The sequence below is a fragment of the Staphylococcus sp. 2S1 genome, from assembly GCF_046721335.1.
In the GTDB taxonomy this organism is placed as follows: Bacteria; Bacillota; Bacilli; order Staphylococcales; family Staphylococcaceae; genus Staphylococcus; species Staphylococcus equorum_A.
The window spans coordinates 453,030-469,542 of record NZ_JBEUUJ010000003.1 but is presented as its reverse complement, the minus strand read 5'-3'; the positions used below and the strand labels follow the sequence as shown (position 1 = coordinate 469,542).

General features: G+C 33.2%; 11 protein-coding genes and 4 pseudogenes. 11 read left to right on the top strand and 4 right to left on the bottom strand.

The features are described 5' to 3' along the window. Nucleotides 1-52 precede the first annotated feature (52 nt). Entirely contained in the window at nucleotides 53-778 is a 726-nt protein-coding gene (locus ABLV90_RS02685; RefSeq protein WP_427706071.1) for a class I SAM-dependent methyltransferase, read from the bottom strand. Between the two features lie 273 nt (nucleotides 779-1,051). On the opposite strand from ABLV90_RS02685, the gene ABLV90_RS02680 reads away from it, so the two are divergent. The 3 genes from ABLV90_RS02680 (at nucleotide 1,052) to ABLV90_RS02670 (ending at nucleotide 4,406) form a co-directional block, all read left to right on the top strand. Next, on the top strand, nucleotides 1,052-2,185 hold the full coding sequence (locus tag ABLV90_RS02680; RefSeq protein ID WP_427706073.1) for an ABC transporter substrate-binding protein: 1,134 nt from the start codon (nucleotides 1,052-1,054) through the stop codon (nucleotides 2,183-2,185). 597 nt (nucleotides 2,186-2,782) lie between these two features. Continuing rightward, on the top strand, nucleotides 2,783-3,112 hold the full coding sequence (locus ABLV90_RS02675; RefSeq protein ID WP_460872094.1) for a BCCT family transporter: 330 nt from the start codon (nucleotides 2,783-2,785) through the stop codon (nucleotides 3,110-3,112). Then, on the top strand, nucleotides 3,069-4,406 hold the full coding sequence (locus ABLV90_RS02670) for a BCCT family transporter (protein ID WP_460872093.1): 1,338 nt from the start codon (nucleotides 3,069-3,071) through the stop codon (nucleotides 4,404-4,406). The genes ABLV90_RS02675 and ABLV90_RS02670 overlap by 44 nt, the downstream gene beginning before the upstream one ends. A 254-nt stretch (nucleotides 4,407-4,660) precedes the next feature. On the opposite strand, the gene cudC is transcribed toward ABLV90_RS02670, so the two are convergent. Continuing rightward, nucleotides 4,661-5,212 carry a choline uptake/conversion transcriptional regulator CudC gene (gene cudC / locus ABLV90_RS02665; RefSeq protein ID WP_427706077.1) on the bottom strand — a complete coding sequence of 184 codons (552 nt, stop codon included), beginning with the start codon at nucleotides 5,210-5,212 and terminating at the stop codon, nucleotides 4,661-4,663. 202 nt (nucleotides 5,213-5,414) lie between these two features. On the opposite strand from cudC, the gene betB reads away from it, so the two are divergent. The 5 genes and pseudogenes from betB to ABLV90_RS02640 all read left to right on the top strand — a co-directional run bounded on the left by betB (nucleotide 5,415) and on the right by ABLV90_RS02640 (nucleotide 10,030). Continuing rightward, nucleotides 5,415-6,908 (top strand): betaine-aldehyde dehydrogenase, encoded by a 1,494-nt coding sequence (gene betB / locus ABLV90_RS02660; RefSeq protein WP_069833103.1) that lies wholly within the window; start codon nucleotides 5,415-5,417, stop codon nucleotides 6,906-6,908. A 59-nt stretch (nucleotides 6,909-6,967) separates the two neighbouring features. Then, nucleotides 6,968-8,652: pseudogene (gene betA, locus ABLV90_RS02655) on the top strand (choline dehydrogenase). 253 nt (nucleotides 8,653-8,905) lie between these two features. Beyond that, a pseudogene (locus ABLV90_RS02650) lies at nucleotides 8,906-9,228 on the top strand (DMT family transporter). Nucleotides 9,229-9,453: 225 nt separating this feature from the next. Next, complete coding sequence (locus tag ABLV90_RS02645; protein WP_460872092.1) at nucleotides 9,454-9,813, top strand: hypothetical protein; 360 nt, start codon at nucleotides 9,454-9,456, stop codon at nucleotides 9,811-9,813. Next, nucleotides 9,773-10,030, top strand: a complete 258-nt coding sequence (locus ABLV90_RS02640) for a hypothetical protein (protein ID WP_460872091.1) — start codon at nucleotides 9,773-9,775, stop codon at nucleotides 10,028-10,030. Before ABLV90_RS02645 ends, ABLV90_RS02640 begins: the two co-directional genes overlap by 41 nt. Before the next feature lie 68 nt (nucleotides 10,031-10,098). On the opposite strand, the pseudogene ABLV90_RS02635 reads toward ABLV90_RS02640, so the two are convergent. Then, a pseudogene (locus ABLV90_RS02635) lies at nucleotides 10,099-12,260 on the bottom strand (CDP-glycerol glycerophosphotransferase family protein). A 511-nt stretch (nucleotides 12,261-12,771) separates the two neighbouring features. Between ABLV90_RS02635 and ABLV90_RS02630 the strand changes: the two are divergent. The 3 genes from ABLV90_RS02630 to ABLV90_RS02620 all read left to right on the top strand — a co-directional run bounded on the left by ABLV90_RS02630 (nucleotide 12,772) and on the right by ABLV90_RS02620 (nucleotide 15,400). Further along, complete coding sequence (locus ABLV90_RS02630) at nucleotides 12,772-13,215, top strand: GNAT family N-acetyltransferase (RefSeq protein WP_069816593.1); 444 nt, start codon at nucleotides 12,772-12,774, stop codon at nucleotides 13,213-13,215. 234 nt (nucleotides 13,216-13,449) lie between these two features. Beyond that, complete coding sequence (locus ABLV90_RS02625; protein WP_460872090.1) at nucleotides 13,450-14,067, top strand: nitroreductase family protein; 618 nt, start codon at nucleotides 13,450-13,452, stop codon at nucleotides 14,065-14,067. A 190-nt stretch (nucleotides 14,068-14,257) separates the two neighbouring features. Continuing rightward, complete coding sequence (locus ABLV90_RS02620; protein ID WP_427706087.1) at nucleotides 14,258-15,400, top strand: CapA family protein; 1,143 nt, start codon at nucleotides 14,258-14,260, stop codon at nucleotides 15,398-15,400. Between the two features lie 94 nt (nucleotides 15,401-15,494). On the opposite strand, the pseudogene ABLV90_RS02615 reads toward ABLV90_RS02620, so the two are convergent. Next, nucleotides 15,495-16,437: pseudogene (locus ABLV90_RS02615) on the bottom strand (nucleoside hydrolase). Nucleotides 16,438-16,513 lie beyond the last annotated feature (76 nt).

The window sequence follows — 16,513 nt, the reverse complement described above, 5'->3', positions numbered from 1 at the left end:
GATATTAAAATATAATAAATATTCTATCTAATATAAAAAAATGTACATTAAACTAGGTCATAGGTTTAGTAACTGATATTAAAAATATAGGTGTTGGATTATAAAAAGCATCTTGTTCTTTATATATTCGAGTATATACGCCAGTATCAAGATGAATGGCCTCATATCCTAGTTGTTTTAAGATATTCATGTCATATTGTGGTCTTGATTGGTGATTAATAGGTATGCTTTGTTTGATGGCTTCGCTTTCCTGCAACATTTCATCTCCCAGTGTATTATGTGCGTGATCCGTTGAGATATCTCCGTAATTAATAAAGGAATCTTTGCCATAGTTTCCATCTATATTAATAAGATGACCACTTGGTTTTAACACACGTAACCACTCTTTGTAAGTAGCTTGTGTGTGGGGCAATAGCCATGTCACATTTCGAGCGATAACGACATCAAAAGTTTCATTTTCATAATTTAGATGTTCTGCATCCATGACTTTAAATTGTATACTTTGATTTAATTGTTGTGCATTCTGTTTTGCAGATTGAATCATATCAGGAGCAAGATCAATACCTGAAACTTCAGCACCTTGTTGCGCACATAGGATTGCTAGAAAACCAGCACCTGTACCTATGTCTAAGACTTTTAAACCATCTCTTAATGGAATAATTGCTTCTATTTCTTTCAGCCAAGCTTTTGCATGACTACTTTCTAATTCTGCCTGTTTATCTTTACTAAAAGACTCGGCACGCTTATCCCAATAATTTACAATTTGTTTTTTATCCATTTTTAAAACCTCTTTATTCAATACTTTAGTATTCCTTCTATATTATAGAATACTTTTAACTAAAAGTAAGATAATTTAAAAATACATTGAAATTGATTATCATTATCACTAGAATGATTTATATATAGGGAAATATGCATAAATATAAACTTCTAATGGTATTGGAGGTAATTAATCAAGTTTTGAGGGCGTATATATAGCTCTAGGTCTTACAAATTAAACTAAGTTATTCTGACTTAGTTTAGAAAAATGGATATGAACAGGAGATCAGCAATGAATAGAAAATATAGTATCCTAGTTGGGATTGTATTGTCAGCTACATTACTTACTGCATGCAGTTCAAACAGCACAGCGAGTAATTCAGAAGATAAAGAATTAACGAAAGAGGAAAAGCTTGTTACGGATCAAACCAATCGTGAAGTGAAGGTTAAAAAAGATCCGGATAGTATTGTAGTAGGCGGCATACTGCCTTATTTCTCTGCTTGGTTTGTAGGGACGAATTCTACTAAAGAAATTAAGGGATTACATCCTAATGCATATAATGCTGCAGAAAATTCAATGCTAGCTAAAATATCACCTGATGTTAAAAAAGCATCTACTGAATTTGTGAAAAATGGTGATATAAATATAGAAGAATTATCTAAAATCAATCCAGATGTCTACTTTGAACTTGCATCTGAAGAGAAAACCTTAGATAAAGTTGCAGAAAGTGGTATACCTACAATTGGTCTTGAAACTGTAAATGATGAAGATGACGATCCATTGACTACATTTAATAGCTGGTTGGAAGTAACTTCAGACATCAAAGGTGGTAAAACAAGTGAGAGAACTGATAAGTTTATGCAAGAGGGCGAAAAATCTCAAAAAATGATTGATGAAAGCTTGAAAGACACAAAAAAATCAGAGAAACCCAAAGTTTTATTTCTACATCAGCACACAGATAATTCTATCGTTGTAGCTGGATCAAATTTCCATAGTGAAAAATGGATTAAAGCAACGGGTGGCGTTGATGTAGTTGGAGAAGATGGCGTAGAAGGACAAAAAGAAGTTAATATGGAACAAATTTATAAATGGAATCCGGATAAAATCTACATTACGAATTTCACTGAAACACAACCAGAAGATTTAATTGAAAATAAAACAGATGGCCAAGATTGGAGCCAAGTGAAAGCAGTGAAAGATAAAGAGGTATATAAAGTACCATTAGGTATTTATCGTTGGTTCCCACCAAATGGCGATGCCCCATTAATGTTGAAATGGATGGCACAACATAACCATCCAGATAAATTTAAATATAATATGGAAGATGAAATTAAAACATATTATCAAAAATTTTATGATTATGAATTATCGGACAAAGATGTAAAATCAATCTTACATCCATCATCTGATGCCGCAAAATATTAATATTCGATAACAGTAAATGCAATATAAGATGGCAAAAACAAAATTATAAAAATAGATTATGCGTGTCGACAAAATCTCTGACTTTGTTGGCACTTTTTTGTGCACACGTACCTCTCCTTTTTTAGTTTTGAACGCCATTAATTTAAACTCGAAGTTAGTTTAATCTGAAGCAATTTCAAGGCATTTATATTTATAATTATTTTATGCTTTTTAGTAATATTAACAAAAAGCAAGAAATGTAAAAATTAAACGAAATATTTTTTAAAAAACACCGAATACATAAAGAAAATAAAAAAATAAAATAGAATATATATTCATCTTTATTGTATAAAAATACAGTTAGTTAAGTTTGTAAGATTCATTAATTTCGTTAAGTTTAAACTTAACACTGTGATTGTAGCGATTTCCGTATTCAAATTAATTGTTGTTTTTATATAATTATTCATCTTTTACAAATAACTCGTTTGAATGCAATTTGCATTATTATTTAAAATTCGTTAGGCTCATGTTTGTGAATAATTAAATAGTTCTTGCTAATTTATTAAATTTATTAGCGGTAATTTTACATACAAATCTACTATGAGGGGTGTTCAACAATTGAAAAAGAATAAAGTAATGGATTGGACGACCTTTATAGGGTCTTCCGTAATTTTATTAATTGCAGTAATTCCTATGATGGTTTTTCCAAAGGCCAGTCAAGATATTATTACGAAAATGAATGAAGCAGTTGTAAGTACAATTGGTTCAGTATACTTATTTATTGGCTTAGCAATTTTAATATTTGTTTTGTACATTGCATTTGGAAAATATGGAAATGTGACATTAGGTAAATCTACAGATAAACCTGAATTCAATAATTTTAGTTGGGCAGCAATGCTGTTCTGTGCTCGGTATTGCTTCAGATATTTTATATTGGGGCGTTATTGAATGGGCTTTTTACTATCAAGATCCGCCACACGGTGGTAAAGGAATGACAGATAGTGCTTTAAACTACGCTACAATGTATGGCATGTTCCACTGGGGTCCTATCGCATGGGCAACATTTGTATTGCCAAGCACTATGTATTGGTTATCTTATATTCGTGAAGAAAAACCAGTCTTTAAAATCAGCCAAACGTTGAGACCTATTTTAAAAAGCCAAACAGATGGCTTTATTGGACAAGTTACTGATATTATATTTATCTTCGGTTTACTTGGAGGCGCCGCAACATCACTCGCACTTGGCGTACCGATGATTACAGCAGGTATAGAAAGATTGACCGGTTTAGACGGAGATAGTATGGTCATGCGTGGTGCGATTCTATTTATCATAACTGCACTTTTTGCATACAGTTCTTATTCTGGATTGAAAAAAGGCATAAAAGTGTTAAGTGATTGGAACGTTATTCTTTCATTTGTTTTACTTGGTTTTGTGCTGATTGTTGGCCCAACTGTGTTTATTATGGAAACAACCATAACAGGTATGGGTAATATGGTGAAAAACTTCTTCCAAATGGCGACATGGATAGAACCATTCGGAGGTATCGGTGGACGTAAGGAAACGAACTTCCCACAAGATTGGACAATATTCTATTGGTCATGGTGGATTGTATATGCACCGTTTATTGGATTGTTTATTGCACGAATTTCTAAGGGACGAACTATGAAAGAAGTCGTTCTAGGTACGATAATATACGGTACTTTAGGCTGTATGTTATTCTTTGGTATTTTCGGTAACTATGCAGTTTATTTACAATTAACTGGAGCGTTTGATGTTGTTCAGAATTTAAACACGCATGGTACAGAAGCAACTATAATTGAAGTGTTGCATCAATTACCATTCCCTAACTTAGTTATTATTTTATTCTTACTTTCTGCGGTACTGTTCTTAGCAACGACTTTTGATTCTGGGTCTTATATTTTAGCAGCAACATCTCAGAAAAAAGTGGTTGGAGAACCTTTGAAAGCAAACCGTTTATATTGGGCATTCGCTTTATGTTTATTACCATTTGCATTAATGCTTGTTGGTGGTGAGCGATCATTGGAAGTGTTGAAAACAGCTTCCTTACTTGCTAGTGTGCCAGTACTCATTGTCTTCGTCATGATGATGATCTCGTTCTTACGGACATTAAATGAGGATCGACTCAAACTTGAGCGCCGTGCGGATAAATATAAAGAAGTAGAACGACGCTCACTGAGAATTACACAGGTGAGAGAAAAGAAAAATGACGACAACTTATAGATAAAAATATATAAAAAGCAGTGGAGCATCTATGACGATAGATTGCTTTACTGCTTTTTTGTAGTGGAGATGGAAGTGGATTGTGACGTATCAAGAATTTTAAATGCGTATTTTTACATCGTTTTTTCACTAAATATAGTGAACTCAATAATGAAAGTGTATCTGGAAATGAAAAAATGACAGCTAGATATCTAAAGAGAAATCTAACTGCCATTTTTCGATTGTATAATTACTCTGAAATAATGAAATAAGTGTTATTTCTTATTTTCTGGAATAGGGAAGTATTTAAATATTTCGCCACTTTCGATTGCTTGGCCCAAATTATCTAACCAATCATAGTAAGGCAATGTATCAATTAATTGTGCTTTGACTTCGCTAGCTTCTGTCTTTGTAGCCGCATCAGCATTTTTGTCATTGATGACCTTATCAAGGATAGCTACTGATTCATGAACAGCCTCAGAGTTAATTACAATTTCTCTTTTCCATTTGCGGGTAAAGAAGTTACTAAAGAAATTGAAAAAGTCTTTTTCAGCAATGAAATGTTGTTTTCTACTGCCACGTGTAAACTGTTGTTTGACAAGATCGAATTCTTGGAGTCTTTTAACTCCAGCGCTCATACTAGGTTTGCTCATTTGTAGTTGTTCACGCATTTCATCTAACGTCATGCTGTCTTCAAAGAGCATAGTACCAAATAAATTACCTACACTTCTGTTAATCCCGTATAGGTCCATCGTTTCACCAATTGCGTTGATGACAATGTCTTTAGCTTCATCCAATTGCTTATCAGGGTTGTTTGAATGTACCACGATGTACACCTCCGATAAATTTTTATACAAATTCAAGCTATTGATGATTAAGGAATTCAAAATAACTATATTTTTATAATTATACAAATCCATAACCAGCTTATAACTAAACTCGTTTGACACCCTTTCGATTACTATGCTAACATAAAGCTTGTAAAATTCGTTAAATAAAAATTTAACAAACTTAACGGAGGTAATTTTCATGGAACTTTTAAATCAATTATCTCGTCGTCAATATATTGATGGTGAGTGGGTAAATAGCTCGAACGAAGAAACAAGAAAAATTATTAATCCATATAACCAAGAAGTCATTTTTGAAGTCGCAGAAGGTACTTCAGAAGATAGTGAACGTGCCATTTTAGCTGCAAGAAATGCATTTGAAGGCAGTGAATGGTCTCAAGAAACAAGTGAATCTAGAGGTAAAAAAGTAGGCGCAATTGCTGACTTAATCGTAGAACACCGTGAAGAATTAGCAAGACTTGAGACATTGGATACAGGTAAAACATTAGAAGAATCATATGCGGACATGGACGACATTGCGAATGTATTTCATTATTTTGCTGGTTTAGCTGATAAAGATGGTGGCGAAATGATAGATTCACCAATTCCTAATACTGAAAGTAAAGTGATAAAAGAACCAGTAGGTGTTGTCACACAAATCACACCATGGAACTACCCTTTACTACAAGCTTCATGGAAGATTGCTCCAGCATTAGTTACAGGCTGTACGCTAGTTATGAAGCCAAGTGAAATCACACCGCTAACAACAATTCGTGTATTTGAATTGATGGAGGAAGTTGGCTTCCCTAAAGGTGTTATTAACTTAGTCTTAGGTAAAGGTTCTGAAGTAGGAGAGCCGTTATCATCTCATAAAGAAGTAGACCTAGTATCTTTTACAGGTGGTATTCAAACAGGGAAACATATTATGAAACAAGCTGCTAACCACGTAACGAATGTTGCATTAGAGCTTGGTGGTAAAAATCCTAATATTATTTTTGATGATGCTGATTTTGATCTTGCAGTCGATCAAGCTTTGAATGGTGGTTTTTTCCATGCGGGCCAAGTATGTTCTGCAGGCGCAAGAATCTTAGTACACAACGATATCAAAGATAAATTCGAAACAGCTTTAGTTGAAAGAATTAAAAATATTAAATTAGGTGATGGATTTAATCCAGAAACTGAAATGGGTCCAGTTATATCAGCTGAACACAGAGAAAAAATAGAAAAATATATGGAAGTTGCAAAATCAGAAAACGCAACGATTGCTATTGGTGGTAAAAGACCAGAACGTGAAGACTTACAAGATGGCTTCTTCTTTGAACCAACTGTCATTACAGATTGTGATACTTCAATGCGTATTGTACAAGAAGAAGTATTTGGTCCAGTGGTAACAATTGAAGGCTTTTCAACAGAAGCAGAAGCAATCGAACTAGCAAATGATTCAATTTATGGTCTAGCAGGTGGCGTATTCACTTCAGATATCGGTAAAGCTGAACGTGTTGTAAATAAATTGAAGATGGGTACAGTTTGGATTAATGACTTCCACCCATACTTTGCACAAGCACCATGGGGTGGTTACAAACAATCAGGTATTGGTAGAGAACTTGGTAAAGAAGGCTTAGCAGAATATCAAGTTGAGAAACATATTCTACGTAATACGAACCCAGAGCCAGTAAATTGGTTTGGTAAACAATAGGTGATTTACACACAAATATAAAATATTAATAATTAAAAATTTAGGAGGTTTTATCAAAAATGAAAAAATCATATGATTATATCATTATTGGTGGTGGGAGTGCCGGTTCGGTACTTGGTGGCCGTTTAAGTGAAGATGCGTCTAATGAAGTACTTGTATTAGAAGCTGGACGTAGTGACTATTCATGGGATTTATTAATCCAAATGCCAGCAACATTAATGTATCCAGCAGGAAATAAACTATATGACTGGATTTATGAAACAAATGCAGAACCACATATGGGTGGCCGTAAAGTTGGACATGCGCGTGGTAAAGTATTAGGTGGTTCAAGTTCAATTAACGGTATGATTTATCAACGTGGTAACCCATTAGACTATGAAAAATGGGCGCAACCAGAAGGCATGGAATCATGGGACTATGCCCATTGTTTACCATACTTTAAACGTTTGGAAACAACATTCGGTTCTACTAAAGATGATCAGTATCGTGGTCACCACGGTCCAATTAAATTGAGACGTGGACCTGCTAAAAACCCGTTATTCCAAGCATTTTTCAATGCTGGTGTTGACGCAGGTTATAATAAAACACCAGACGTTAATGGTTTCCGTCAAGAAGGCTTTGGACCTTTTGATAGTCAAGTGCATAATGGTAGACGTGTATCAGCGTCAAGAGCTTACTTGCATCCGGCTATGAAACGTAAAAACTTAGACGTACAAACGCGTGCATTTGTAACTAAATTAAATTTTGAAGGTAATAAAGTAACTGGTGTAACATTCAAGAAGAATGGTAAAGAACATACAGTGAATGCGAAAGAAGTTATTTTATCAGGTGGCGCAATTAACTCTCCACAATTATTACAATTATCTGGTATTGGTGATTCAGAACACTTACGTTCAGTTGGTGTTGAACCTCGTTTACATTTACCAGGCGTAGGAGAAAACTTTGAAGACCATTTAGAAGTATACGTGCAACATGCATGTAAACAACCAGTTTCAATGCAACCTAGCCTTAATAAGTTGAAGATGCCATTCATTGGCTTGCAATGGATTTTAGGTCGTAAAGGTGCAAGCAGCATCTAACCACTTCGAAGGTGGTGGATTTGTACGTTCAAATGACGAAGTAGATTATCCAAACTTAATGTTCCACTTCTTACCAATTGCAGTAAGATACGATGGGACTAAAGCGCCACATGCTCATGGTTACCAAGTACACGTAGGTCCAATGTATTCTAACTCTCGTGGTTACTTGAAGATTAAATCTAAAGATCCATTTGAAAAACCAGATTTCGTATTTAACTACTTATCTACTGAAGAAGATAAACGCGAATGGGTTGAAGCCATCAAAGTAGCTAGAAACATCTTGTCTCAAAAATCTTTAGATCCATTTAATGGTGGAGAAATTTCTCCAGGACCTGAAGTACAAACAGATGAAGAAATTATTGAATGGGTTAAACGTGATGGCGAAACAGCATTACACCCATCATGTAGCTGTAGAATGGGACCAAGCATCAGACGAAATGTCAGTTGTTGATCCTGAGACATTCAAAGTACATGGTATGGAAAACTTACGTGTTGTAGATGCATCTGTAATGCCGCGCACTACAAACGGAAATATCCACTCACCTGTATTAATGATGGCAGAAAAAGCATCAGACATTATCCGTGGTAAAAAACCTATGGAACCAGAAAACGTTGATTTCTATCGTCATGGTGTACATGACAAAGATGCGGGAACAGTAAAATAAAAGCAATGAACCAATCTATATAATTTAAAAACAGCAACTGGTGAAGTCATAAATTTAATGATTTTCACCAGTTGCTTATTATTTGTAGCTGTTAAAATGATACTGCTTTAGAGTTGTAAATTACAAAGAGAACTATTGATCCAATAGTTAAATAGGACTTTGATATTGATTAAATGGAAGTAGCGTGATTGGTAAAAGCGTTAATATAAAAACGATTAACTTTCCAAGTGCTTCGATTTAGGGAAGGAGTATTATGGCTTATTTATATTTATTGATTGCTATTATTACTGAAGTAACAGGCACTGTTTCACTTAAGGCTTCTGAAGGTTTTAGTAAATTATACCCAAGTTTATCAGCAATCATCTCATTTATGATTTGTTTTTATTTTTTAGTTTAGCTATGAAATATCTACCGTTAGGCTTAAGTTACGCCACTTGGGCTGGTTTGGGATTAGTACTAAGTACAGTACTCGCAGTCGTTTTATTTAATGAAAACCTAAATCTCACAGGCATCATAGCAATCGTGTTTATACTCATAGGTATTGTATTGTTGAACACGATAGGTGTTTCAAAATAAGGAAGTATAGATTTGAATATCATCCTAGATAAGCATAGATATTTTCACTGTCACCAAAAGTGTATAACTTTTTGGTTGGCAGTTTTTTTATATTTTTCATAAATTTATAATGTGCATAATTGATAAGTTTTTATTTGAAGTTGTAATAGGTGTTTTTATGATGAGAATAAGGCTATTATAAACATAAGTTGATATAACAAATTTAAAGATGTGGGGTGTGGCAGAATGGAAAATATTAAAGTACAAATGGTGAGAACACAGTTAGATGACATACCACAGTATGATGTGCCTAAAGGTTTTGTCATTAGGAAATTTCGTAAAGGCGATGAAAAATTATGGGCTTATATAGAAACGCTAGCAGGTGAGTTTACAACTGAGGACATGGCATTAGAAAGGTTTGATAAAGAGTTTGGAGATCATGTAACAGAGATGGAACAACGTTGTATCTTCATTGAAAATGAAGAGCAGGAAGTTGTAGGCACGACTACTGCATGGTATGGCTATTTAGGTGATGATAGTCAAATGATGGGGAGAATTCATTGGGTTGGTATCATACCAAGCATATCAAGGCAAAAAGTTATCTAAGCCATTACTTAGTGCGGCAATGAATATTTTAGCGTTACATCATAATAAAGCTTATTTAACTTCACAAACGATAAGTTATAAAGCCATCAATATGTATCTTGAGTTTGGTTTTAAACCTGTACAATTAGACGATAATTATCACAGAGCTTGGCAGTTATTAGCTCAAAAATTAAATGAAAATAGGGGTGGAAACAAGCAATCAAAATTTGAAATTTGATTGCTTGTTTCCACCCCATAAGGCTAATTTAATAAAGGAATACAAGCGCTGAAACGCTTGTATAAAAACTACTCGTCTTGTTGACCAGTAATTAAATCAGAAATTGCTTTAGACGATTTACCATCTTCTAATGAACAAAAGTCATTATAGAAAGTGTCGATTTTATCTTTGTAATCTACTTTTACCTGGTCTAAGTTTTTCAAATCATCAGCTAATTTATAAGCATCTTGATAAATTGGACCTGGTAAATCTTTATGATAATCAAGATAGAAACCACGTAAATCTTGACCGTATTTATCTAAATCATAAGCGAAAAAGAACTGTGGTCTTTTTAGTACGCCGTAATCAAACATGACTGACGAATAATCTGTGATTAAACAATCTGAAATCAAGTATAATTCAGAGATGTCACTGTAATTTGAAACGTCAATTGCAAACTCTTCATAACCTCTTAAATCGAGGGCATTAGAAATTAGGTAATGCATTCTTAATAAAATCACATATTCGTCACCTAATTGTTCATGTAAGTTATCTAAGTCTATTTTCAAATCAAACAAGTATTTACCTTTTTTAACAAATTCATCATCTCTCCATGTAGGAGCGTACATAATCACTTTCTTATCTTCAGGTAAATTTAAGTTTTCTTTGATTTCTTGAAGATAGGCTTCGTCTTGTGAACGATTAACTAAAACGTCATTTCTAGGATAACCAATTTCTAGAATTTGTTCTGGGTTCATCCAGAATGCTGTTTCAAATATTTTTGATGAATAAGCATTTGGTGAAACGAGATAATCCCAACGATTTGTTTCTTCTCTGAAGTTGCGTTTATAACGATCTGTTGTTGTTCCAGGCATACGAATGACTTTCATATCGTTTGCCAAGCGTTTTAATGGCGTACCGTGCCAAGTTTGGATATAGACTTGGTTAGGCTTTTTATTTAGAAACAGTGGGAGCCTAGCATTTGATACCCAATATTTTGCTCTAGAATAAGCATCATAGTATGCTTTAGAATTTTTCGAACCTTTTTCGTTGGGCCTGGTATTTGTATGCTGTCAGGCTTTTTTAATACCCATATAAATTCATAATTCGGATGATGTTTCATCATATATTCATAAACATATTTAGGACTATCGCTGTAATTTTTACCACCAAAAGCTTCAAATACAATTGTTTTTGGATTAACTTTATTTTCAGAATCTGTCAATTGGTAAAGTGCACGATGTTTATTTTTTCTGCGTAAAACAACATTTTTAGCTAATCTTGCTTTATTTCTAAGCTGATTAATTTTAAATGCTGATTTTCTCTTATTAAACATAAGCATGAGTGCTTCAGCGATAAATAAAGGTTTTTCATTTTTGAAAATTGTAGGAAAGAGTTGTCTTGTAACGCTTGGTAATAACTCACTATTTTGTTCATATCTTTCAGGTGTTTTTCTCAACGAAGGCTCAAACGAATATTTAAATAAATTTTTCATTTTATTTTTTATGAAACGTTTGTTTTCTTTTAAAGGTGCGCGTTGGATAGAATCTGAAAAACTATAAACATAATCGTTGAAGACGATGCCGAAATCTTGTTTAGATAACCTTGGTTTTAAGAATGGGTCATAAACTTCGCCTTTGATATAAAATGGGAAGCGACTCACACGTACAAAACCGTTTGAGTATTTTATGAAATCTAATATGAAAGACCAGTCAATAAAGACATCTAAGGCTTCATTAAATTGTAAATTATGTCCACGTGCGATAGCCGTTTTAAAGACAATATTACATGCTGAATTTTTGCGTAAAAATTGATTTGATTTAGTTTTCGTATCTAAATAGTCTACACGCACTAAGTCTTGGTCTATATATTGTGGTATATCAAGTGTAAATGAATGTATTGGTGAAATAAGTGCGTCAAATTGATTTATTTTTTTCATATAAAATGCAAGTGCATAAGAAGCTAAATAATCATCTGAATCAATGAATATAAAATATGGTGCATCTACTTCTTGCATGGCAATATTTCTTGCATGTGCATGACCTGTATTTTGTTGTAAATCAATTTCTTTTATTGGTATATCCCAATTTGCAATACTTTGTGTTGCGATTGTTTTTGAATTATCAGTTGAACCATCATTAACTAAAATTAACTCAAAATCTTGAAATCTTTGTTTTTTAAGACTAGTTAAACATCTTTCTATATAGTCTTCTGAGTTGTAATAAGTCACTATGACAGATATAGACTTCATTATTTATTCCCTCTTTTTAAAAAATTTTCTCTTTATATTTTGATATAAGGTAGAATATATCGAACTTTTTATAATATTTTCAACTATTGATAATAGCGTTGTAAGTTATTGAAATGCTCTATTAAAAAAACAATGGTTGTCAATCATCGGATGATCTGTTGATTGTAAAGCATCCATTGTATCATGTACAGTATTCACATTTGAAAAATAGGTATTTGTATATTACAAAAACCATCTTAATAATATAGTGAAGCCGCCTGTAATTAATGGTATATAGATAAAGTCACTATCCTATTTTACTATAAAAATACAATATATCCAGTAGTTAATAAGAATTCTATTGATATTAAAGTTGTCAGACGATAAAGTTTTTATTGTGCAAAGTCTTGAAATTAATTTCTTTTGATTTAGGGTATTGTCAAAGTAATAAAAATTATTTGAAATGTAAAGTGATATAACAATGATTGTAAGTATTTACAATGAAAGTGTGTTGAAGAAAGGGTGCATAATAATGACAATTAGAAAAGCAAACCAAGAAGAATTGAAAATAATCAATGAGACGATACCGACTGTATTTAAAGAAGCAATAACAGCAGACTTTGACTTATCAGATCATGCGATGAGATCAGTGTCAAAACAGTTAATAAGCGAAGGTGCTGAATATTATGTATTAATAGAAGAATCACACATGAAAGGTTTCGTACTTATAGATGACAAAACAGATTATTTTATTCAAGAAGAGTATGGATTTATATATGAGTTGTATGTATTTGATGAATATAGAAGACACGGGGTCGCTGAAGAATTAATACAATTTGTCGGCGAGTATTTTAAAGCGAAAAATATCAAAGAAGTAAGGCTGAATGTTTTTGCGAATAACTTTGCTAAAAAATTATACGAAAAAATGGGTTTTTGTGATAGAAATATAACGATGTCTATGCAAATAACAGATTAGAACAACTTGTGATTTTGCACTCGTGAAGTTTAAGTGAATGAATTGTATTTAATTAAAAAGAGTATAATAGATTTTTTGAAAAACGTATCCTTATATTAAGTTTCTGATGAAGTATTGTTCATGATTATTTAAGTTCTCGTTACTATTTATTTCATTCTCAAACAGATGATTTGTAAATATAAATAAATTGAGTATAATTTGATTTTGTTAAAAATAGTTAAGGAGAAATGAATAATGATTAATAACGACTTTGAAGATATAGTAATGAATAGAAAATCTGTAAAACTTTTTGATGAGCAAGTTAAAATACCAACTTCAGAAATGGATGAAATGATTCAAAAAGCAACAAAAGCACCGTCATCAGTGAATATGCAACCATGGCGCTTTTTAGTTGTAGAAAGTGATGAAGGTAAAGATAAATTACGTCCACTTATACGTTTTAATACACGTCAAAATGATACTTCGTCCGCAATGGTAGTTATCTTTGGGGATATGCAAAGTCATGAATACGGTGAAGAAATCTATAGTAACGCTGTTAAGCAAGGGTTAATGCCCGAAGATGTGAAAGATGAATTGCTTGGGAAAGTATTACCTTTCTATAGAAGTTTAGAAAAAAGTGAAATGAACGATATTATAAAAATTGATGGTAGTCTAGTCGCTATGCAATTCATGTTAGTTGCCAGAGCTTATGGTTATGATACGAATCCAATAGGTGGATTTGAAAGTGATCAAATAGCAACAACCTTTGATATAGATTCAGAACGTTATGAACCTGTCATGATTATAGCGATAGGAAAAGCAAAAAATCCTGCTCATGGTTCATATCGTTTACCAAGCAGAAACAATTACTAAGCACGTATAATATTATAAGCTGAATCCAATTGGGGCTGAGACATAAATTTATGTCTGAGCCCCAATTATTATATTGTTAAAGAAGTTTGAGTTTATTGTAAATACTCTATAATAAATTGAGATATTTAATTATAATAGAATTAATATATGTAATATGAATGTTTTTTGAAATGGTCAAAGGGGGAAAGCTATGTGGAAATATAAAATAATGATGACACTGTTATTTACTGTTTTTATATTTTTTAGTGGACTATGCTTGCAAGACCAAAAGCAATTAGTAGATAAAATTTCATTTTATGCAGTTGGAGATAATTTAATCCATCCAGTAGTTTATCAGGATGCATTACAAGATGATAATAGTTTCGACTTTAAACCTATGTATGAATACTTACAAGAAGACATTAAATCTGCGGATATTTCGTATATAAATCAAGAATCACCAATTGGTGGAGATGAAAAAGGATTTTCAGGCTTCAAACAATTTAATACGCCGACGGATATAGCGGATGATATCGTTGATGTGGGGTTTGACATCGTTAATGGTTCGAATAACCATGCGCTTGATCAAGGGACCGATGGATTGCTGAATGAGATAAATTTATGGGGAAAATTTGACGATATTTTATATACTGGCGCGTTTAATTCACAAAAAGAGAGAAACCATATACCCGTTGTTGAGAGGAATGGAATCAAAGTTGCACTATTAAGTTATACATATGGCACAAATGATATTTCTCCTGAAAAACCGTATCATATCAACTATTTTGATGAAGCTCAGATTAAAAAAGATGTAGCGAAAGCTAAAACACAAAGTGATGCGGTTATTGTGTCGGCACATTGGGGAAGTGAAGGTAAACATAAACCAACGCGCAAACAGAAAAAATATGCTGAAGTATTTGCAAATGCAGGAGTAGATGTTGTAATTGGGACACATCCTCACGTCATCCAACCTATAGAATGGGTAGAAGGTAAAGACAATCATAAGACACTTGTAGCTTATTCCCTGGGAAATTTTTTGAATGGGCAAACTACTGGTGATGAAAGTAATGTATTAGGGGGTAATATTCGTTTTAATATTGAGAAATTGCCCAAGGGTGTAACGATTAAAGATGTTAAATGGCAATCTTTAATTACGCATTATGAAATAGCTCATCCGCTAGATGACAACACAAGACATAGTTTTAAAATGTATCCACTCAAAAGATACGATGATAAGTTAGCAAAACGACACGCATTAAGCTATGATCACGAAAATGACGTTACGAAACAGCGTTTAGAAACAATTACTAAAGATGTCATCGATAAACAATATTTAACTCCGGATAGTTACTAATATATGTGTCTGTTAATAATATTTAATGAGTAGAGGGATCTTCCAAAAATTGGAGATCCCTCTTTTTTATATTAGTAAAACTAGTATTTACTTTTTAACGTATGACTTTTTTAGCTAAATCAGTGATGTATTTGAAGAAAGCATCATGTTCAACGTGGTCAACAACTGAAATAGCTCTACCATTTAAGTTGTCAATATACGTTTGGCCTTGGTCGGCACCTTCAGTATGTACAGATACATTTACGCTATGTTGGTGAACGAGTTCAGGCATGCCAATGTAAGCTGTTGTTAATACATCCCATAAGAAGTAAGTAGAATTCGTTTGGAAATGTGTTAATGGTGGGACAGCGAGCATAGCTTACACCTAAGAAATCTACACCAGGATAATGACGTTCGTTAGCCCATGCTTGTCTAACATCCCATGTCATAGGCACTTGATTCGTGCTTTCTAAAGCTACCATTTCTATTTTGATATCCGTATCAAACACAATTTGAACAGCTTCAGGATCCCAAAAAGCATTCCATTCAGCTGTACCATCATGTTCAGGTTCTTCTACATTACCTTTATCTAAAAATGTACCACCCATCCACACAAGGCGGTCGATATTCTGAACAATAGTAGGCTCTACTGTGATAGCTTTGGCTAAATCTGTTAAGGGTCCTGTAAAAAGTAAAGTGACTTTTTGAGAATGGTCTTGTAATTTATCTATAATATCTCGGTAAGCAGGCTGTTTTAATAACAAAGATTGTTGGTTTGATGATTCGTTTAAAATAGGTAATGCATCCATAAAAAATGCATGCATTCGCCAATCTTTTGGAAAAGGATGTTTACCACGTTCTTTTGAAGCGGCCACATGTATTGGTTGGTCGGAGAAGCGGTTAATTATTTTTTGAGATGCACTTACTGCCGGTTCGATATAACTATCTGCGCCAATTGCGCTTACACCAATAAGCTCTACATCATCCATTTGTATTAAAAGAAATAAAGAGATGAGGTCATCTACGCCGCCATCATGGTTAAAATAAATTTGTTTCATAACTTGAGTGCCTCCATATGTTCATTTTTATGAGGCTATTATACCAAAGAAATCAATATGTTTCGTTCTGAATAAT

Excerpts from the sequence above, each read along its gene's own strand:
- betB (WP_069833103.1), top strand. The coding sequence starts at position 5,415 with ATGGAACTTTTAAATCAATTATCTCGTCGTCAATATATTGATGGTGAG.
- ABLV90_RS02630 (WP_069816593.1), top strand. The coding sequence starts at position 12,772 with ATGACAATTAGAAAAGCAAACCAAGAAGAATTGAAAATAATCAATGAG.
- ABLV90_RS02645 (WP_460872092.1), top strand. The coding sequence starts at position 9,454 with ATGGAAAATATTAAAGTACAAATGGTGAGAACACAGTTAGATGACATA.
- ABLV90_RS02685 (WP_427706071.1), bottom strand. The coding sequence starts at position 778 with ATGGATAAAAAACAAATTGTAAATTATTGGGATAAGCGTGCCGAGTCT.
- ABLV90_RS02680 (WP_427706073.1), top strand. The coding sequence starts at position 1,052 with ATGAATAGAAAATATAGTATCCTAGTTGGGATTGTATTGTCAGCTACA.
- ABLV90_RS02625 (WP_460872090.1), top strand. The coding sequence starts at position 13,450 with ATGATTAATAACGACTTTGAAGATATAGTAATGAATAGAAAATCTGTA.
- ABLV90_RS02620 (WP_427706087.1), top strand. The coding sequence starts at position 14,258 with ATGTGGAAATATAAAATAATGATGACACTGTTATTTACTGTTTTTATA.